Raw genomic sequence first — 20573 nt, forward strand, 5'->3', positions numbered from 1 at the left:
TTCACTACTTACCTGATTTTATCATGAATTTTCCATCAGAACTCAAATACACAGAAGATCACGAATGGATTCGTATTGAAGGAGATACAGCGGTTATCGGCATCACCGAGCATGCCCAGAATGAATTAGGTGACATTGTGTATGTGGACATTAACACCGTAGGAGAAGCATTGGGCAAAGGAGATGTTTTCGGTTCGGTTGAAGCTGTGAAAACAGTATCCGACCTTTTCATTCCGGTTGCAGGTACAGTGCTTGAAGTAAATGAAGAACTCGATGCCGAGCCCGAACTCGTGAACACCGATCCTTACGGTCGCGGTTGGATGGTCAAGATCAGCCTGGCTAACCCTGGCGATGAAGACGGCTTGCTTTCCGCAGAACAGTACCAGGAATTCATAGGTGCCTGATATTAAGTGAAGCTCCATTCGGAGCTTTTTTTTTGAAACCGGTGCAAACCTGCATTCCCGGTGTATAGTTTGAAATAAATATGAAATTGTTAGTTAGCTCGGTTCGGGTAATTGATAAAAAATCGCCGTTCAATGGTCAGGTGAAAGACATTCTGATCGAAGGCGGGAAGATCAGACAAATTGGCGACAACCTCGGCGCAGGTGATGCGCAGGTGATCGACGGTACAGGCCTGCATGTATCCGCAGGCTGGGTCGATATGCGTGTGCAAGGGCGCGACCCTGGGTTTGAGCATAAAGAAGACTTGCATTCGGTCCGGAAAGTAGCGTCGCGTGGCGGGTTTACGGAGATTGTATTGCTGCCGAACACCCAGCCGGTGGTGGATACCAAGGATACCCTCAATTACATTCGCCACAGCGGTTTCGGCGGGCTGGTAACATTGCATCCCGCGGCGGCGGTTACGAAAAAGGCCGACGGTGTCGATTTTACCGAAATGATGGATCTGCACCAGGCGGGCGCCATTGCATTTACAGACGGTGAAAACCCGGTTCAGAATGCGGACTTGCTTTTGAAAACCATCCTCTACTTGCGGCCGCTCAATGCTTTGCTCATCAACCGCCCCGAAGATCGCGAGCTCACGCTGTACGGGCAAATGCACGAGGGCGTAACGAGCACGCTCGTGGGCATGAAAGGTATGCCATCGCTGGCGGAGGAAATGATGCTCATCCGCGACTTGAAACTGCTTGAATACGCATTAGAGAAAAATACTTACGACACCTCCGCGCCGGTTCTGCACGTTTCACTGCTATCGACCGTGCGGGGCGTAGAACTGATCCGTGAAGCGAAGGCGAAAGGACTGCCGGTTTCGGCCGATATCGCAGCGCATCAGCTTGCGTTCGAAGACAAGGACCTGATTGACTTTGATACCAACCTGAAAGTAAATCCGCCGTTCCGCTCGACCGAGGATAATGAGGCGCTGCGCAAGGGCCTGGCAGACGGCACTATCGACGCCATTGTTTCGGACCATAACCCGCACGACGAAGAAAGTAAGAACCTCGAATTCGACCATGCCGATTTTGGTATTACCGGTCTGGAAACTGCATTTGCACTGTCGGTCATGCACAGCGGGCTGGTTTTGGAAGATGTGATCGAGAAATTAACCGTTCAGCCAAGGAGAATCCTGCGGCTTCCTGCGGCAGGTGTGGAAGAAGGCTCGGCAGCAAACCTGACGTTCTTCGATCCGCATGCGGAGTGGGTTTTTGGTAAAACCTATTCCAAATCAAAAAATACACCGTTCCTGGGACAGACGCTCAGAGGGAAGGTAAGAGGGGTGATCAACAATGGTAAACAGGAGTGGTTCAAATGAATTCGATTGTAGCATATTTTAATAAACCTATTTTAAAACTCTCGCTGCTGTTCGGGCTGGTGTTGGGCATATTGGTCTTTGCATTCTTTCTGGGCCTTTATGCGATGGGTATTGTACCGCTCGGCAACAACAAGGTACTCGACATCGGGATTCACGTGATCCTCATCGCAGGGGCATGCTGGTACTACCGCAAGAAAGTCGGAAATGGCTTTCTGCATTTGTGGGAAGCATTAACCATCGGTTACGTTGTAAATACCGTTGGTGCATTGATCGCCGGCTGGCTGATCTATTTTTTTGTAACTTACATCGATCCTTCTGTTTTTACGGCATACATTGCCCAGATGAAGGACCTGATGCTGCAAGGCAAAGCCGAGCTCGTCAAGAATATCGGGGAGGCCGAGTTTCAGAAGATGTATAATGGTGTGGGAGAAATGGCTACCTCGGAAATCATCATGGATGAAGTAGGTAAAAAGACAGTCATGGCGATCATCCCGATCCTGGTGATTTCGCTGATTTTGAGAAAACAGGATTACAGCATTCTTCACAACAACAAATCTTAAACCTTCACATGGAAGAAAAAACCTCTACCGCTCGTGTTGCCCTGAAATATGGCGTTCTGGTTGCCGTTGTTACGATGGTATATTCGACGATCCTGAATGTTGCGGGGTTCGGAGCGAACAAACTGCTGGCGTCGCTGACATACATTTTTATGATCGTCGCAATTGTGTTGGCCATGAAGGATTTTCGCGAGAAGAATGGAGGTTTTATCAGCTATGGCGAAGGCCTCGGGCTTGGCTCGCTTACGTCGGCGGTACTGGGGTTGCTGAGTTCCGCTTTCACAATCTTTTATATCCAGTTTATCGACGCGAATATGCTCACGCAAAGCCTCGATCAGATGCGCGAAGAGCTCGAAGCAAAAGGAATGGACGATGCGCAGATCGAACAGGCGATCGAAATGTCCCAGAAATTCATGTCGCCAGGTATTATGTTCGTGACGGTGATTTTGGGGTACCTGATCATGGGCTTCATCTTCTCGCTGATTATCGCGGCCATTATGCGTAAAGAAAAACCGGTTTTCGAATAAGCATTCCTGAAAAGTATTTAATCCCCGAATAGTGTTAGCAATCTTTCGAAAAGAGGTAGCCAGTTTTTTCAACTCACTGATCGCCTACATCGTGATGGCGGTCTTCCTGACGGCTATCGGGTTGATCGTTTGGGTTTTCCCGGATTCAAATATCCTGGACTACGGTTATGCCGACCTCGGCTCGTTTTTCGGTCTTGCACCCTATGTGCTGATCTTCCTGATTCCGGCCATTACCATGCGTTCACTAGCCGAGGAATCGCGCAACGGCACGCTGGAATTGCTCCTTACCAAACCCATCCGCAATATCGATCTGGTACTCGGAAAGTTCTTCGCAAACTGGATGCTGGTGGTTCTTACATTGCTGCCGACGCTCATTTATTATTATAGTATTTACAAACTCGGTAATCCGGTCGGCGACGTCGATTCGGCTGCTGTGGCGGGATCGTATCTTGGCCTGCTGTTGCTCAGCGGCGTGCTGGTAGCGATGGGCATATGGGCTTCTTCATTGAATGATAATCAGATCGTCGCATTCATCCTCGGCGTTTTTCTGGCATTTATCTGGTATGTCGGTTTTGGTGCTGTTTCCGGCATGTTCGGTGATGGTTTTGCGGCCAATCTGCTCTCAGGTATAGCCCTGGACGTTCAGTACCAGGCGCTCGGTAAAGGTCTCATCGACTCCCGCAATGTGATTTACCTGCTCAGCCTGATCATCTTCTTCATCTTCCTGACACTCTGGCGTGTAGAAAGTCTCCGGAAATGAGACTCGCGGACAAACAACTGAGGAGCCGTTAATCCAAGCTGACAGGTTTGTTCGTATATAGTTAAAAGCACACTACGATGACCAGATCAAACATGCGGTTCGGGGCGCCGTCGATACCCCCCTCTTTAGTAGTATCCCTTTTGGAGAGAAACGAGGCGATAATTTGGTATAGCACGCCACGCTATAAGGGAAATTTTATTAGATTGCCGGTAAGTAATTTACAATTAACTATTAAGCAACTCTTGGCGACAGGCAAGGTAAAATACTCGGAAGAGGAATTGGTGGCAGCGCTCAAACGGAACGAGCGAAACGCCTTCGAATTCCTGTACGACCATTACTCGGGAGCTTTGTTTAATATCATTTCGAAAACGTTAAAGGACGAGGAGAAAGCCGCAGATGTGTTGCAGGAGAGCTTTCTGAAGATTTGGAAGAATATCGCTTCCTACAATCCGGAGAAAGGGCGATTGTTTACATGGATTATGAATATCGCACGTAATGGAGCGATAGACGCAGTCAGAGCGGAGGGCCGGAAACCGGCGATGGATGATATTGAAAACACGGTGGTCCTTAATGAGAAGGATACGTACGAAGATTCACAGACAGTCAGTTCGGACATGAAGGCGATCGTCGACATGCTGCGGCCCGAACGGAAAATACTCATCGATATGGCCTATTTCCAGGGCTACACGCATGAGGAAATATCCGAGGAGCTGAGTATACCGCTGGGCACCGTGAAATCGCGGATAAGGACCGCATTACAAGAGTTAAAACAATACTTTGCAGTATGAATATCCAAGCCTATATAGAGTCCGGTATATTGGAGGAATATGTATTGGGCACTGTTACTCCCCAGGAGAAACAGGAGGTGGAGTGTATGTCGCATATTTACCCTGAAATCAAGGAAGAGCTGTTGCGTACCGAAAGTGCATTGGAAGAATATGCGCTGAAACACCAGGCAACGCCCCCGCCTTCATTGAAAGAGTCGATTTTTGCACAAATGAGTTTCGAAGCACCGGCGGAAGAGGAAATCCAGGCCGGGGAAATAGCAGAAGAGAAGACTGTTTCTTTGTCTGACACCACCGCCACCGCGCAACCCGTGGAGCCGGAAGCACGTGTGATCGACCATGCATTCGACCGCGTGGAAACGCAGGTAGTGACGCCTGTATGGGCGAAACTGGCCGTGGCGGCTGCGGTATTGCTCGCGCTTTTTGCGGGATGGTCGGCCATGCAAATGACCGATTTGAAGCACAGCAACAACGAAATGGTGGCGAAAGCGGAAACTATGGAGGCGGAAATGGCGGCGATGAAAAGCCAGACCGAGTATAACCAGGCGCTTGCCACGCTGTTCCGCAGCCCTTCTTACAAGCATATACATTTGGCAGGATTACCAAAATCGCCGCAAAGTGCCGTTTCTGCATTCTGGAACACGCAAACGAACGAAGTGTTGCTCGACGTGCAAAACCTGCCCGCAGCGCCTCAGGGCAAGCAATACCAGCTTTGGAGCATCGTGGACGGCAAGCCTGTCGATATTGGCATGCTGGATAATGCATTCACCGGAAAGGTTTTGAAAATGAAGAATACCAAAGCCGGTTCCGCCGCATTTGCCATTACATTGGAAAAAGAAGGCGGCAACCCAACCCCGACGATGGAGGAAATGTATGTGATGGGGAAAGTGAGTTAGCATATTGATTTGTAAGATGATACGCGCTCATTGCGGGGGAGATACCTTGCAATGAGCGTTCTTTTTGTTAATCACCTAAATACCTTAAACCTTATGAAACGCCGTAATTTTATCGGAAGCGTCACCCTCGGCGGAAGCCTGCTGTCGACAAATTTCGAGAAACCGGAAGCTGGAAATGCTGTTTCCGGAAAGCAAAACATCGCTAAACCCGCTACATTAACCGCCGACCTCGTCATCGCCGGTGGCGGTCTCGGTGGCTGCGCGGCCGCGTTGGCCGCATTGCGCAATGGCCTGTCGGTAATCCTCACCGAAGAAACCGACTGGATCGGCGGGCAGATCTCCCAGCAAGGCGTGCCGCCCGACGAGCACCAGTGGATCGAAACGCACGGCGCCACGAAGGCCTACCGGCAATTCCGCACCGCCGTACGCGAATATTACCAGAAAAACTACCCGCTCACCGCCGAAGCCAAAAGCCGCAAAAATCTCAACCCCGGCGATGGCTCCGTATCCAAGCTCTGCCACGAACCGCGTGTAGCCGTAGCCGTGCTCACCGACATGCTGAACCCGTACCTCAGCACCGGCAAGCTCACATTGCTTTTGGAACACAAAATCGTGGCCGCCGACGTGAAAGGCAGCAAAGTACAAGCCCTCACCGCCCTCAACCGCCGGAACAAAGCCCAGGTAACCCTCACCGCGCCCTATTTTGCGGACGCCACCGAGCTCGGCGACTTGCTGCCCATGACCGGCACCGAATACGTCACCGGCGCCGAATCCAAAGCACAAACCGGCGAATTCCACGCCCCCGAAAAGGCCGCCTCCGAAAACGTGCAGGCATTCACCGTCTGCTACGCGATCGACTACCGCCCGGGCGAAAACCACGTGATCGAAAAGCCGCGCGAATATGATTTCTGGAAGAACTACGTCCCCAAAATGGCCAAACCATGGTCGGGCAGGCTCCTGGACCTCTCATACTCCAACCCCAAAACCCTCGAACCGAAACAGCTCGGCTTCCACCCGGAAGGCATCCCGACCGGCAATAACCTCAACCTCTGGCTCTACCGCCGCATTATCAACAAGGCCAACTTCGCGCCCGGCACCTACGCCGGCGACATCACCATCGTAAACTGGCCGCAAAACGACTACACCCTCGGCAACCTCATCAGCCCCAGCGAAAAGGATTTCGACAAGCATTTCGAACGCGGCAAGCAGCTCAGCCTCTCGCTCCTGTACTGGCTCCAAACCGAGGCTCCCCGCCCCGACGGCGGCAAAGGCTGGCCCGGCATCCGCCTACGCAAAGACGTCATGGGCACCGAAGACGGCCTCGCCAAATACCCCTACGTCCGCGAATCGCGGCGCATTAAGGCGCTATTTACCATTAAGGAAGAACACGTCGGCGCCGAGCAGCGGGCTGCTGTTACCGGGCAATCTGCTGGCGTGAAGGCTGCTACTTTTGAGGATAGTGTTGGGATTGGCTACTACCATATTGATTTGCATCCGAGTACCGGCGGGGATAATTACATTGATTTCGGGTCATTGCCGTTTCAGATTCCCCTGGGCGCGCTGCTGCCTGTGCGGATGGAGAATATTTTGCCTGCTAACAAGAATATTGGGACAACGCATATTACGAATGGGTGTTATCGGCTGCATCCGGTGGAGTGGAGTATTGGGGAGGCTGTGGGGTTGTTGGTGAAGTATGCTTCTGCGAAGAAGGTGCTTCCGCGGGATGTCAGGGAGGATGTTGGGTTGTTGGCGGGGTTTCAGGGGTTTGTGAAAGGGGAGGGGATTGAGACGGAGTGGAAAGGATGAGATTTATTACCTAAAGGTCGATGATATGCCTACTTTTTGGCCAATATTGGAATAATATTCTTAGAGCAACGGACTGAATATTATTGTAAGGATAGCGCATATGCGCAGGAATGTTGTTTGTGCGCTCTATTTCTGGATAAGGCGTAACTGCCCTCCAAAGTTTTCAGAAATGTAATTGGTGACAACATCACAAGCTGTTTTTACCATTGCCTCCGTTACTGGTCGCTGATTTCTGATGATTCCGTGAGAACCATCATGCATCAGTGAATATAGAAAGTCATTGTCTGCGAATCCCTCGATTTTGTTGCAAAAATCCTCTAACCCTAAATCGGGACACATGAAGCGATTGATAGTTTCAAGTACATGCCTAATCGAATTTGGAGTCGTGTGAGAGGGTGCTCTCTTTGCCTGCGAAATTTCATATATATCCCTAAGATGTTCTTCATACGGCATTAGTAATTCGTTTCCGAGTAGTTGTAATTTACTGTGATTTAGAAGGAATTTATGAGTGATAATCTTGTTGCGAGTTAATATCGACATGAATTCTAGATTATGAGTCAAAAGTACTAGCCTTAGTCTCTGCATGCCGAAAACTTTGTTTAACGTTCTAATTAGTTGTGTTGTTGCGTAAACAAAATGAAAATCTTGACTTGAAATTGGATCATCTATCACGAAAAATAGCTTTTGGTAGTCATCTTCGCTTTCGATAAATTTGTGAGATTCTGCGATGAAATAACAGAATGCGACAATGCTTTTTTCACCTGTACTTAGGACATCGCTTGCATTTTTTTCTAAGATATGTTCTCCAAATTTAAGACAAAATGTTTTCGAGTCGAACGAGTACTTTATGCCGAAAAATCGACCTAAAAGCGTCTGCAGTGTATCCGAAACTTTCACTTTCTTAGATATTTTCTCGTTCTGCTCTTTTAAAGATATGTCCTGAGATAGTGACTGTATATCATTGTTCAGGTTTATCCATTTATCTATTTGATCGATGATAGAGCTGCGAAGTTCAATGAATTTAGCCTTGCATAGCTTTCGGTTTAGGTCCAGCTTTTCGGTTTTGATATTATTTTTTTTATCATTGAACAGCTTAATCACACTTTCATTTTTAGTGATTGCTTCATTTGACTTCTGGATCCATTCCTTAATAGCTTCAATCGCGTCAGTGATATCAGGTGATGTAAGAATTTTGCTGACGTCCTCCTTCTTTCTTTCGAGGTATTTTTGGAGAACAATGAAATGATTATCTACTTCCTTTATATCGGTTAAGTCACTAAGATTTGAATCTGATAGCGAAGGTAGGTACGATTTATTTTGTAGGTAATCGGTTTGTATTTTAAGAGACGTTTTATACAAATCACCAAAATTTTTTCGCTCGGCTCGCATCCGCGCGAACAGATCTCCGGCCATTTTTATTTGTTGCGCTTCTGTTTCAGCCAAATATTCGACGTAATGATCGATTAGGTCTAATGCACTCGCATGAATATTTTGTTCGCAAAATGGACATAGTGATTTGTCCTTATTAAATAACTGCACACCAGTTTCAATAAATTCTTGTTTAGACTTAACTTTATTTTTAAATTCATCAGCGATTAAACTTTTGGTGAATTCTTTGCCAAGAAAATCTTGAATCAATTTAAGTATATTAGTTTCAGGTATCTCATCTATATTTTTAATATCATCCAGTTCTGATGGAATGGATTTAAGCCTATCGAATTTTTCTAATAATTGTCCGTAAGATTCTACATTCTCATGGTTAAAAGATTTATTAACTAAATTTGAAAAATTTAATAATCCATATTCTGTTGTCGTTTTTCTAATCCCAAGCTGATCAAGATCATTTAACGATTCATTTAGTTTTTCATTTATCGATTTTTGGAGGTTTGAAGATTCTTTTTTTGCTTCTTCTAATGCTCTCTTTTCTTTACTCAGGTCTATCTTTTCTTTTCCAAGGATGTATCCTTCTATCTGGCCATTTGGTTTGAATTTTGACACGTCTAGATTTTCCCTTATATACTCTTCATTAAATGTTCTGAATATATAGCCAGATGTATTTTTTATCACCGGTGGGGTGTTTCTCTTGAATGAAAGCTCAACTTCGCGCGTCTGACCAGATTCTTTCAAATTCGTAATTTTAAGTTTGAAGTAACCTTCATTAGAGCCGATTGTCAATAATCTGTTTGAGTTTTCTGGCTCTACGCCGGTGTTAGATAACAGTCTAAAAGCACGACTCAAAAATGTTTTTCCAGAGCCATTATTAGCATAGATACCAATTTCTAGTGAACTAGTTTGTAGCTTACCTGTTAAGGTTGAATGCGGCCCCAGATTTGAGGTAGTTATGTCAATGGTGATATCCTTTGCCATGTGAGGCGAATTTTTAAATTGTCTAGCCAAAAGGGATTAGGTAGAAAGCCAACCTCTTTCAATATCAGCTTTCTGTTCTTGTAACCTGGATGTATTCGCTGACGGTTAATAGTAAGTGTAATAGAACCAATAATTCCACCACGAGTCCTTAATCCTTCAACATTACCTGAAAATGATGGACTACTGAAGTTTGACGGATAGACCGCTATTTGGCCCTGGCGGTAGACCCAAAACCGTGTCTAAGCCAATATTTTTTCTTAGATCATCTAATAACTGAGTTGGGTCGATTATTTTGCCGATGAGAATATTGGACTCTTCTCTTGGATTTTCAGAATAGCGCGCACGGTACACAGATAGGGTTTCGCCTGCCTTAGCCGCTTGGAGAGCAAGAGCCCGCATGTAGAACCTGTTAAATTCGCTTTCCGCAAATACCAAGTTGGCGTTTTCCGGGACTTTGGAGTAAATGGGGCCTTTTTTGGTGTTCCTGATCTCGGTTTCCGCAAAGCACTTTTTCTGTTTTAAAGCTAAGGCTAGACTTTGCTCATCACCTTTTTCAACTGCGCTAAGCAAAAGGTCCGCATAGAGATTATGGCCTTGTTCGCAGAATCGTTTGCTGTAATAGAGTTGCTCATTTCCAACGTCTAACTTAATCTCGGAAATCATTAGCTGCCTTGTCTCGTCGGTGAGATTTTCAAACTTGAATTTCATGATGTATGGAGAGTTATGTTTTTTCATAAAAAAAACAATAAGTCCGATACGCGAGGTCAGATAGCGGAATATTTTATTTAACGGTTTGAGAGGTGGATTTGCTTAGATAATTATCATGGAAGTACAGTTCGCCCTTCAAGTTTGTAGCCCTCAAAAATTTTCTCCAAACAGTAGATTCAAGTAAGCGTATAAATCAATGTGATATTGTGCAAGAAAGGTGTTGTTCCCTTACTGCTGTGCGAAAGGGCCGGCAGACGCTTGCTGGTGCCCAGATAACATTTGTGTACATCTAGAATCAATCAAGGTTGCGAAATCTTCTAATATGTATAAACAAGCTGGCGTTTCTGATTCACACTTTCGCAGAAGTAAGGGTTTTTAATGGCCTTTTCTTCCAGCAGGTCAATCGGCCGTTTAAAAAGTTCCTGCAACAAAAACTTGAAATCAAAGTAGTTATCCGCATAATCCTCAACGTTCATACTAGCGAAATCAACAATCAGATCAATGTCGCTTTCCGCATTAAAATTATCACTCAAAACAGACCCGAATGCATACAAGCTCTTCACTTTGTGTGCCTTACAAAGTTTGACAATGGCAGCTTGGTATTTTTGCAGTCTGTCCACGTTTCTCGCCTATTTGTTTCCAATCAACCGCTCCAACCGCCCCATCATCTCATCCTTCTCCTTCAACATCCGCTCATACAAAGCAATCTTCTCCTCATGAAGCTGCATTAATTTATCAATAGGATGAAAAGTCGGATTGTTATTAAAAACGGCTGCATTGTCGTTGAACGTGCTTGAAATTACATTCACCGCCTTTTCCTCATCAAAATTCCGAATCGCTTCCACTGGTATTTTCAGTATCGCTGCTACTTGTTCCAAAATGTCGGAATCGATCTTTTCGCGCTGTTCGAGCGTGGAGATTCTTTGCTGGTTCCAATCGCTGCCGAGCTCGAACGCCAGCACGTCCTGCTTTATTCCGAGCATTTCGCGGAACCGTTTCACGTTGCGGCCTTCGTGGATCTTCGGGTTGGAGGTAGTATGTGTCATACAGAAAGCGATTTCGTTGAAATGGCAATTTATATAAATCCGCCGGGAAATTTTCGGGTAATTTACAGGTATTTCGATGTAAGTTACCGGGCCCGCGGGTTGGGTACAAGACGGAGGAATGCGTGCTTTACGGAAAACGTAAAGGCAAGTTTGCCGCACACTTCCAAAATCGACCCTATGAACACAGAAACACACGTATTCGCCCCCTCGGACCCGACCTTGCTGGCCTATGGCAGGGAAGTAGGCAAGCTCCTGAGCAGCAGCAGCGCCGAAACCTGGTCCAAAGAACTCTGGACGATTTTCACCGGCTACATTATCTCCCTCAAAGAGCAAGGCCACGCGCCGGAGCTTTGTGATACTTACTTTTCGTTTAAGGAACTGATTGCGTTTTTTGAGAATGTGGAGCGGATTGGGAGAGGGGAGGAGCTTTTATCGGGCTGAAAATAATCGTTTTTCACAAATGAAGCCGTTTTATAATCATTTTTCATAAAAATTAATTATTTTTCACAAATCTCCATGGAATCGAAAGCCAGAAAGTTATGTCGGAAAATAATCGTATTTCAGAAGAACGGGCTGAAAATAATCATTTTTCACAGTTTGTAACTGTTTTTCATGGAAGACAGGCTCCTGAAAGAGCATTGCTCGTAGGCTACGGTGCCATTATAGAACGGCTTGCGCTCAAAATGCCCTTGCCGGACAAGTTATCGTTAATTGGCACCCGCTACAAACAGCTATCGGACGAGCACTGGAATGTATTAACAGCAAGATATACCCCGTCAGATAGTCTTTACGGTCATTTGGTCTTCGCGTTGAAATATGAAGGGGTCAACTTGCTATTTTTCAAAAAGTTATTCGAGCGCATTGGAAAGAGTGAAGCCGAAGCGTTGGTGAGCATTGAACGTACGGGCCAGTACAGCCGACGAATATGGTTCTTGTACGAATGGCTGATGGACGAGCCGCTCGATATCCCGGATTTGAAGGAAGGGAATTACGTGCCGCTGCTGGATGGGGATTTACAGTTTGCACTGGAAAAGTCTGTCAACGTGCCCCGGCAGCGTATCCGCAATAATTTGCCGGGAACGAGACAGTTTTGCCCGCTGATATTTAAGTCGGAAAAACTCAAAAACTTTATTGGAGAATCGCTTGAAAAGCATTCTTACGCAACTTTAAAAAACGTCCATAAGGATATTCTGGCCAGGACATCGGCATTCCTGCTGTTGAAGGATTCGAAGGCGTCGTTTTCGATTGAGGGCGAGAATCCATCGCCAAGCCGGGCTATGCTGTGGGGCAAGGCGATCGGGCAGGCCGGTGACAAGCCACTTACTTCCGAGGAACTACTGCGTTTGCAGCAGATAGTGATCGGCGATTCCCGTCGGATACAGCTAGGCTTTCGGACAGAGGGCGGTTTCATCGGCGAGCACGACAGGTCAACAGGTACGCCGATGCCCGATCATATTTCTGCGCGGTGGGAAGATCTGGATGAATTAATGGAGGGGCTTCTTGAAGCTGCGGCGCTAATGGAGCAAAGGGGCTATCATCCGGTTTTGATTGCCGCATCGATCGCATTTGGCTTCGTTTTCATTCACCCGTTTGTGGATGGCAATGGCCGGCTTCACCGGTACATCATTCACCATCTGCTTGCTCAAACCCGGTTCAGCCCGGAGCAGATGATATTTCCGGTTTCGGCGGCGATTCTGGAAAAAATAGGCGACTACCGGTCAGTTTTGGAGCATTACTCTCATTCCGTTCTTCCGTTCATCGACTGGGAGCCGACTGCCGATCACAACGTGGAAGTCAGAAATGAAACGGCCGATTACTACCGCTATTTCGATGCCACGCGGCAGGCCGAGTTTCTCTTCGAGTGCGTTGCGCATACGATCTACCGCACGATTCCGGACGAAATAAAATACCTCGAGCGATACGACGCATTCAAAAACTGGCTGGACGACCATATTCCGATGCCGGATAAGATGGTGTCGTTACTAGTGGTTTTTTTATCCCAAAATGCGGGAAGGCTGTCACGCCGGGCATTGGATAAGGAATTTGTTGATTTGGAGCATAATGAGGTACAATTGATCGAAAGTAAATACAGAGAGATTTTTCAAATGGAAGAACCCGTTAGATATTCAATTGCTATCAGGCCATCGCAGGATATAGTTGATCAAGTGAAAGGGATGAAAGGTGATTTGAAAACGGCGGTTGGCGGCTTTTTTAATAGTGTGAACTCGGAAGCGCATATTTCGCTATTCGAATTTTTCGCCTACGAGCGAGATTATCCATTGCTGTTGAAGATGTTTAGAAATATTGTCGAGGGATTGCATCCGTTTGAAATAGAATTTAATGGCTTTAACCATTTTCCGACAAACGGGGCGTTTTACGTACAGCCGACTCCTGCATCGTCGGAGGCGATTGTTGAGCGGTGTAACCAATTTAAACGGGACGCTAATTCGAAAATTTTAAAAGATTACACGGAGGGCTGGACGGAGTTATTTGGCAAACCGCACATGTCTATTGGTAGGCGACTTCCGCCGGAATGGATTGAAATAGCCTATTCTCTCTTCAAAGAATATGAGGCCAAGTTTTGGTGCGAGTCGGTCGCTGTAAGGAAATTCAATGGAGATCGCAGGCAATTTGATGTGATTGATACACTTCCAATGCTGGGAAAAGGATCTTCCTCGCCTGTTCAACTGGGACTGTTTTAATAGAGCGGTCAATCCAAATATCAAGAACTGACAAAACAAAAAGGGACGAGCAGCAAACGCCGCCCATCCCCGAAAAATCATCTATTCCCGTTGTCTTATGACGACGGCTAAGGATTTCGTTCTTTTAGAGATTCGTTTTTAAGGAAAAATAATTCTCGTTTTCAACTATTTCCCGCCCTTCGCCTGCTTCAACGCCGACGTCGTCAACCAATACTTGGCAATCATATTAGGCACCTCCCACTCAGGCAGTTTACCTGCTTTGAGATACTCCATATACTTGTTGGCCACTTGCGCGAAGTGCGACTCGTGACCGGTATCGTATTTCGCATCGATCACAACTTCCCAACCGGCAGCGATCTTTTTCAACTCTACGCCGGGAAATTTGTCCTGCACCGATTTGAACGCCGCCGTAACAGCATCTTCATAAGCCTTGCTTTTATCGGTAGTTTCAATGTAAAGAACCGGCTTGTATTTCTGGTCTTTGCCCTGGCGGACGATCAGGTTGGCTTTTGAACCCTTCATGATCGAGTAATGCGTGTCGCCGGTGCCTTCGGGAGCCTGGAAGTTCCAGATCACCGATACCTTCGTGTGCACGCCTTTTAGGGTGTAGTTCAGCTCGCCGTTGGAATACACATTCAGCAAAGTGTCCTTAATATCCTTTTTGAGGAATTCAGGATAGGTTTCGCTTTTGGTGACGAGCTTGAATTGTGAGGGTGTGAGCTGGGTAGCGGTGCGCTTCGTGGAGAGCAGTTGAATGTCCTTTTGATAATCGAGGGATACATTCGGGAAGCAGCTCCATTGCACGAGGTCCACGAGGTGGGTCGTTACGTCTACCATACCTTCGCCTTGCTGGTTTACGTCGAAGAACCAGGTAGGGCGTACGAGCGGCTCGCCGGAAATGTATTTGAAGAAGTGGTGCACGCTTTCTTTGGATACCGCGGGGTTCTCAGGCGTGCCTTTTTGCAGTTCACCGAAGATCTCGGGCAGCAATGCGAGTTCGCGTTGCAGGGTGTTGGTGATCTCGTAACGCTCGGTCATGATATCGTAGAGCAACACCTTGTTTTTGTCGGCGCTGGCGAATGCTTCTTTCAGCTTGTCGAAGCCCGCCGCGTCGATCGCCATCGGCTTGTCGGCGAGGACGTTCAGACCGGCGTCTACCGATTTTTTGATAAAATCAGTCTTTTTCTGGTTGTTACCGGCCAGTACCACCACGTTACCCTTTTTCTCCGAAATCATTTTTTCAAAGAAATCGGCGCCGGTGTAAACTTCTTCTTTCCAATGCGTCGGATCCTCGGGGCGGGTGTTGTATTTCTCCACCTTGTCGAGGTAAGCCTTCACATCCGGGCCTTCGGATGCGTACACGTGCACGACGGAATCAACGTCGGCATACATGGATTTCTGAACCAGCGCCGCATGGAAGTGGCCGGGCTCCACTACGATCAGGCTCAGCGGTTTCTTCTCCTCATTCTTTGCTTCCTCCTTTTTCGAATTACATCCCTGATTGAATACCATTGCGCTCAATAAAGCGATTGTCAAGAGTTCTTTTCTCATTTGAATGGGTTGAGGTAATACATGCAAGATAGCTCCGGTGCGGAACTATGCCTGCGAGTATGACGAAATTTCTTTGAGCTTCCCTGAACTGGCCTGGTCGATGAACAGGATCGCGTGCGGGTGCTTACGGAGGATGGTCGACGGGTAGGCTTCCTGGATATCCTCGGCCAGGGTATGGTAAATGGCCTGCGCTTTTTTCTCGCCGGGGACGATGCAGAAGGCATATTTGGCCTTCATCAATGTCGGAATGGTGAGGGTCAATGCGGTTTGCGGTACTTCGCCGAAGGTGTCGAAGCACTCGTCGTTGACCTGCTGCTGGCGGCAGGCGTCGTCGAGTTCCACTACTTTCACTTCCAATGGATCATCGAAAAATGCCACATGCGGGTCGTTGAATGCCAAATGCCCATTCTCGCCGATGCCGAGGCATACAATGTCGATCGGGTTCTCGCGGAGGAGTTTCGCGTACCGGTCGCATTCCTGCTGCGGGTCGGTAGCGTTACCGTCGAGGTAGGAAACTGAACGCACGGGCACATGGTCGAACAACCGCACTTTCAGGAAATACCCGAAATTCTGCGGCGCATCGGCGGCGATGCCGATGTATTCGTCCATATGAAATGCATTGATTTTCTCCCATTGAATGCCCGGCTCGTCCTTCAAAGTCGCCAGAAACTCGTTCTGCGAAGGCGCGGAGGCGAAGATGATATTCACAAATTCTTTGGTATCCTGAATCTCCCGGATCTTCCCGGCAACGGCTTTGGCCGCGGCTTCGCCCATTTGCTGTCGGGTTTCGGATATGTTGATTTCCAGTTGGTCGACTTTCATTTTGTGTTAGTTAAATTTGGGGTATCGCGTTTAGGTAAATGGTTTTTCCTTTGATAATGGTCCTTTGAATGTGGATATCCTCGTCGAAAATCACGATATCGGCGTCCTTGCCTGCTACTAATGTGCCCTTGCGGTCGTGTACGCCCATAATGCGTGCGGGTGTTGCGGTCGCCATGCGCACGGCGTCGAGCAGGGACACATCGGCCATATTCACCATCGTGCGCACGAGCCTGTCGGCAGTGGAAACGCTTCCGGCAAACGAAGTACGGTCGGGCAACTTGGCTACGCCATCCTCGACGATCACTTTCAAGCCGTTTTTCAGCGAGCCCAATGTGCTTTCGCCCTCCGGCATTCCCGCAGCGCGCATGGCGTCGGTAATGAGCGCGATCCGGTCGGGACCTTTGATTTTATAAATGAGTTTCAACAACGGCGCGGGCAAATGCACGCCATCTGCTATGATTTCCACATCCATATCGAGTAGAAACGCACTTTCGATCGTGCCCGCGTAACGGAACGCGTTCCTGCGCGTCACGCCCGACATGGCCGAGTACAGGTGCGTCGCGAGCGTGTAGCCGTTTTCGAACGCTTCCAGTACATCTTCATAAATGGCGTCCGTATGCGCCACCGCCGCCAGAATGCCTTTTTGTTTTAATCTTTTTCCAAAATCAATAGCCCCCGGCAGCTCCGGCGCGGCGCTCCATCGGGTAATGGAATTCGAGTATGCCAACACTTCCTCATATTCGGCAGGATCGGGATTGCGGATGTACCTCGGGTCCTGTGCGCCCCGCTGGCTCAATGCGAAATAGGGACCTTCCAAATGCATTCCGAGGAATTGGGCTCCATTTGTATTGGCTGCATTCGCAGTTTCGTAGAAGTCCAGTGTTTCGAGCAAATCCTCTTTTTCGGCAGTTAATGTAGTCGGCACCATTGCGGTAGTACCGTATTGCGCATGTGTTTCAGCAATTTTCAGGAACGCCTCTGCGCTACCATCCATGAAATCATGCCCACCGCCGCCGTGGATATGCAGGTCGACAAAGCCCGGCGCTACATAATGTCCCTCCGCATCAATCATGTCCGCGCCTGGAAAATCCACATCCCGCGTTTCAATCCCGATAATGATGCCGTTTTCAACCAAAACCGTCCCATTCCGGATGTACCGGTACGGGGTGATAATGGTCCCGTTTATGATTTTTAATCGCATTGTGTTACAAATATTGCGGTCTACAAATCTTGCGGTGCTCCGCACCTTCATCGGTAAGGTGCAGAGCACCGCAAGATTTGTAGATATGATATGGATGATAATCAATAACAAGGTGCAGCGCACCGTAATAATGATTAATGATATGATACAATTTTAAAATCCCCATTTGCGCAGTTTGTGTCCTTTTACGGCATAAAAAACCAGATACAAATAACAAGGCAGCAACACCCAGTAAGCCTCCCGCACATTCACGACATCGGCGAAATGTCCGTAGAAAAGCGGCATAATCGCATTCCCGCAAAGCCCCATGATCATGACCGACGCGCCGAGCTTAGTAAAGCGACCCAGATCGTCGAGCGCAAGCGGCCATATACCTGCCCATACGAGTGAGTTGGCGAGTCCGAGCAGCACGACAAACCAGATGGAAATGTCCGTAGTGTGGCCGAGGAAATTCACTTCTCCATGCGTGAAAATGATGAGTAATGTAAAAATGGTGCCCAGCAGCGTGCATATCTGCAACGCATTTACCTGACTGATGAATTTTGGAATAACCGTAATGCCGATCAAATACCCGCAAATGGTGCAGAACAGCGTGTAGGACGGAAAGACTTTTGCTTCCAGCAGATCAATGCCCATGGAATTGGCATAACCAATAATGGTATCGATCGCAATCACCTGCGTGCCTACGTGCAGGAAAATCGCTAGCGCGCCTAAAATAAGGTGCGGAAAGTCGAAAATGCTCTTCTTGCCCGCATTCGCCGAGGCGATTTCCTGGCTTTCATGCTCGGTATCGATTTCCGGCAATGGGGATTTGAATACCAGGTAACCCAACACGAAAAGGAATGTTCCGAGGGCAATGTAAGGATTGATCACGCGGCGGATGAGCTCGTCCAATGCCGCGCTCCGTTCGGCGTCGCCCATCGTGCCAAGCTGGGCGAAAAGGTCGGTATCCGTCGGTTTCAAAATGACGGCTGCAAAAACAATCGGTGAGAGAATACCGGCGGCCTTGTTGCAAATGCCCATCATGCTGATCCGCTGCGCCGCGCGTTCCTTGGCGCCGAGGATGGTAATGTAAGGGTTGGCTGCGGTTTGGAGAATGGCGAGACCAATTCCGATCGTGAATAGCCCCATCAGAAATATCTCGTAAGTCCTCGACATGGCGGCGGGTACGAATATGAATGCGCCGAGAGCCATCGCCCAGAAGCCGATCATCATGCCCTTTTTGAAACCAACTGCTTTTAGCAAATACGAAGAAGGCACCGACATCACGAAGTAGGCAATGTAAAATGCAAATGCGACGAGGTAAGCCTGAAAGCTGGTGAGTTCACAGGCGATCTTGAAATAGGGGATCAATATCGAATTGACCCACGACACAAAACCGAAAATAAAGAACATCAGGCCGATCAGGAAGATGGAGATCGTCGTTTCCCGCTTCGTCAGGTTTTCTACTTTGATGGCAATGGCTTCGCTTTTCATTGAGTTTTCAGGGTTTGGCCCCCATAACCCAGGGTTGAAACCCTGGGTTATGGGGGCCGAGTGATGCTGTATGGCGGTTGTGGCTAGGTGTGTGCGATTTAGACCGTAGGTCCCAGTCTTTCCGGCACTCCGCTCTCTCAACCCAGGGTTTAAACCCTGGGTTAGGAGGCCGGGCGGTGCTGTATGAGGGGTTTTAACCCAAGGGTGTCGTATGAGCCTATACCGTAGGCTCCCAGCCCTTCTGATACTCACGCTTCCAGAATTTCTCGGCGGCTTTGCTGCCTTTGATATGCCCGTTCGTCGGATCGACATTCAGTGTCTCACCCGAGCGGATAGCGATATTACCCAGCTGCGCCAGCAATGTACTCTGATGCCCGCCAACAATCTCCGCCGCCAGCGGCGCGCCTTTCTTGATACCATCGAAGAAGTTCTGGATGTGAAATGCATCTAGGCTCTGCGAAGGGTTCATCTTATTGCGCGGATCGATCACCAGATCGTTCTTTACCTCCTTCACCAGCTTGTTATCAAGGTCATAAATCTTATAGTTGTTGCCCTCGCCGATTTGTACCGAACCTTTTTCTCCATAAAACACCACGCCCACACTGCTACCCTCGATCGTACGGCCATTGCAGCTGCGGCCTTCCCAGGTCATAGCGGTATTGTTTGCGAATTCGAGGTTGATCACCTGCGTATCGGGCGTTTCCCAATCGTCTTTGTAGCGGAAACGGCCTCCGGAAGAAGTAACGCGTGTCGGGAAGTCAACCTGCAAGCCCCAGCGCATAAGGTCGAGCATGTGGGTGCCGTTGTTGAGCGCCTCGCCCGTGCCCCAGTTCCAGAACCAGTGCCAGTTGTAATGCACGAGATTGTCTTTGAATGCGCGGCGTGGAGCCGGGCCTTGCCACAGTTCGTAATCGAGCCAGGAAGGCACGGAGGTTTCTTTGCCGATGCCAATCGAAGCGCGATTATTGGTATACCAGCCTTTGGCAAAATACGGCCGGCCGATCACGCCATCGTGCACTTCCTTAATCCCCGCAGCCACATTTGGCCAGGAGCGGCGCTGGTTGCCCATCTGGATTACGTTCTTGTATTTTTTCGCGACCGCCACGAGGAGCTCGCCCTCGTGCGGGTTATGGCTGCAAGGTTTTTCGAGATACACATGCTTACCTGCTTTGGAAGCCAGAATGGCGGCCGGAGCATGCCAGTGATCGGGAGCGGCAACGACGAGTGCATCCATGTCCTTGTTTTCGAGCGCCTTGCGGAAGTCCGGGATATTGGCGGGTTTGGACTTTTGTGTGTCGTTTACAATGCCAATGCATTTCTCCGCAGCGCGGGTATCTACATCGGAAATGGATATTACCTCACAGTTGGGTTGCAATGCATAGTTGGTCGCCAGCGCGAGCCCGCGGCTGTTCACGCCCATCATACCCACGCGTACCTTTTCGTTCGCGCCGATGATTTTGGCATAGCTTTTCGGACTGAAACCGGGCAGTACGCCTCCGAAAGTGAGTAATGCACTGCCAGCCAATGATTTTTTGATAAAGTCACGACGGTCGTTGCCGCTATCGCCGTGGGAGTTATTTAGGTTTTCCATTGAGAAAAGA

19 protein-coding genes are annotated in these 20573 nt (G+C 48.3%); 10 read left to right on the forward strand and 9 right to left on the reverse strand.

Annotation, left to right across the window (positions count from 1 at the left end; genetic code table 11):
* Positions 1–23 precede the first annotated feature (23 nt).
* From gcvH to ACTJJJ_RS12565, 8 genes are all read left to right on the forward strand, one after another.
* Positions 24–404: a glycine cleavage system protein GcvH gene (gene gcvH / locus ACTJJJ_RS12530; protein ID WP_188934723.1), complete on the forward strand. Its 381-nt coding sequence runs from the start codon at positions 24–26 to the stop codon at positions 402–404.
* Positions 405–484: 80 nt separating this feature from the next.
* Positions 485–1768, forward strand: coding sequence for a dihydroorotase (locus ACTJJJ_RS12535; protein WP_440701947.1), 1284 nt, complete (start codon positions 485–487; stop codon positions 1766–1768).
* Positions 1765–2328 (forward strand): DUF4199 domain-containing protein, encoded by a 564-nt coding sequence (locus tag ACTJJJ_RS12540; RefSeq protein WP_426292832.1) that lies wholly within the window; start codon positions 1765–1767, stop codon positions 2326–2328. The genes ACTJJJ_RS12535 and ACTJJJ_RS12540 overlap by 4 nt, the downstream gene beginning before the upstream one ends.
* Before the next feature lie 8 nt (positions 2329–2336).
* A complete protein-coding gene (locus tag ACTJJJ_RS12545; RefSeq protein WP_188934717.1) occupies positions 2337–2852 on the forward strand; it encodes a DUF4199 domain-containing protein in 516 nt (171 codons plus the stop codon).
* Positions 2853–2883: 31 nt separating this feature from the next.
* On the forward strand, positions 2884–3612 hold the full coding sequence (gldF, locus tag ACTJJJ_RS12550; RefSeq protein ID WP_440701948.1) for a gliding motility-associated ABC transporter permease subunit GldF: 729 nt from the start codon (positions 2884–2886) through the stop codon (positions 3610–3612).
* Between the two features lie 242 nt (positions 3613–3854).
* Positions 3855–4400, forward strand: coding sequence for an RNA polymerase sigma factor (locus ACTJJJ_RS12555; RefSeq protein WP_026350556.1), 546 nt, complete (start codon positions 3855–3857; stop codon positions 4398–4400).
* The gene (locus ACTJJJ_RS12560; RefSeq protein ID WP_440701949.1) at positions 4397–5293 is read left to right on the forward strand and encodes an anti-sigma factor; all 897 of its coding nucleotides are present in this window, start codon (positions 4397–4399) and stop codon (positions 5291–5293) included. The genes ACTJJJ_RS12555 and ACTJJJ_RS12560 overlap by 4 nt, the downstream gene beginning before the upstream one ends.
* Positions 5294–5386: 93 nt before the next feature.
* A complete protein-coding gene (locus tag ACTJJJ_RS12565; protein ID WP_440701950.1) occupies positions 5387–7099 on the forward strand; it encodes an FAD-dependent oxidoreductase in 1713 nt (570 codons plus the stop codon).
* Between the two features lie 126 nt (positions 7100–7225).
* Here the strand turns inward: ACTJJJ_RS12565 and ACTJJJ_RS12570 are convergent, their stop codons facing one another.
* The 4 genes from ACTJJJ_RS12570 to ACTJJJ_RS12585 all read right to left on the reverse strand — a co-directional run bounded on the left by ACTJJJ_RS12570 (position 7226) and on the right by ACTJJJ_RS12585 (position 11220).
* Positions 7226–9466, reverse strand: a complete 2241-nt coding sequence (locus ACTJJJ_RS12570) for an AAA family ATPase (protein WP_440701951.1) — start codon at positions 9464–9466, stop codon at positions 7226–7228.
* Between the two features lie 180 nt (positions 9467–9646).
* Complete coding sequence (locus tag ACTJJJ_RS12575) at positions 9647–10201, reverse strand: hypothetical protein (protein WP_440701952.1); 555 nt, start codon at positions 10199–10201, stop codon at positions 9647–9649.
* 290 nt (positions 10202–10491) lie between these two features.
* Complete coding sequence (locus ACTJJJ_RS12580) at positions 10492–10794, reverse strand: nucleotidyltransferase family protein (protein ID WP_440701953.1); 303 nt, start codon at positions 10792–10794, stop codon at positions 10492–10494.
* 9 nt (positions 10795–10803) lie between these two features.
* Positions 10804–11220: an XRE family transcriptional regulator gene (locus ACTJJJ_RS12585; protein ID WP_440701954.1), complete on the reverse strand. Its 417-nt coding sequence runs from the start codon at positions 11218–11220 to the stop codon at positions 10804–10806.
* 177 nt (positions 11221–11397) lie between these two features.
* On the opposite strand from ACTJJJ_RS12585, the gene ACTJJJ_RS12590 reads away from it, so the two are divergent.
* Entirely contained in the window at positions 11398–11661 is a 264-nt protein-coding gene (locus tag ACTJJJ_RS12590; RefSeq protein ID WP_440701955.1) for a hypothetical protein, read from the forward strand.
* A gap of 98 nt (positions 11662–11759) precedes the next feature.
* Positions 11760–13922: a 2'-5' RNA ligase family protein gene (locus ACTJJJ_RS12595; RefSeq protein ID WP_440701956.1), complete on the forward strand. Its 2163-nt coding sequence runs from the start codon at positions 11760–11762 to the stop codon at positions 13920–13922.
* A 165-nt stretch (positions 13923–14087) separates the two neighbouring features.
* On the opposite strand, the gene ACTJJJ_RS12600 is transcribed toward ACTJJJ_RS12595, so the two are convergent.
* The 5 genes from ACTJJJ_RS12600 to ACTJJJ_RS12620 all read right to left on the reverse strand — a co-directional run bounded on the left by ACTJJJ_RS12600 (position 14088) and on the right by ACTJJJ_RS12620 (position 20563).
* Positions 14088–15473 carry a putative oxidoreductase C-terminal domain-containing protein gene (locus tag ACTJJJ_RS12600; RefSeq protein WP_440701957.1) on the reverse strand — a complete coding sequence of 462 codons (1386 nt, stop codon included), beginning with the start codon at positions 15471–15473 and terminating at the stop codon, positions 14088–14090.
* Positions 15474–15518: 45 nt separating this feature from the next.
* Positions 15519–16295, reverse strand: coding sequence for a glucosamine-6-phosphate deaminase (locus tag ACTJJJ_RS12605; protein ID WP_440701958.1), 777 nt, complete (start codon positions 16293–16295; stop codon positions 15519–15521).
* A 10-nt stretch (positions 16296–16305) separates the two neighbouring features.
* Positions 16306–17496, reverse strand: a complete 1191-nt coding sequence (gene nagA / locus ACTJJJ_RS12610; protein WP_440701959.1) for an N-acetylglucosamine-6-phosphate deacetylase — start codon at positions 17494–17496, stop codon at positions 16306–16308.
* Positions 17497–17649: 153 nt separating this feature from the next.
* Positions 17650–18972, reverse strand: coding sequence for a sugar MFS transporter (locus ACTJJJ_RS12615; RefSeq protein WP_440701960.1), 1323 nt, complete (start codon positions 18970–18972; stop codon positions 17650–17652).
* A 217-nt stretch (positions 18973–19189) separates the two neighbouring features.
* A complete protein-coding gene (locus tag ACTJJJ_RS12620; RefSeq protein ID WP_440701961.1) occupies positions 19190–20563 on the reverse strand; it encodes a Gfo/Idh/MocA family protein in 1374 nt (457 codons plus the stop codon).
* Positions 20564–20573: the final 10 nt, after the last annotated feature.

Source organism: Dyadobacter sp. 22481 (genome assembly GCF_052044875.1).
Taxonomy (GTDB): domain Bacteria; phylum Bacteroidota; class Bacteroidia; order Cytophagales; family Spirosomataceae; genus Dyadobacter; species Dyadobacter endophyticus.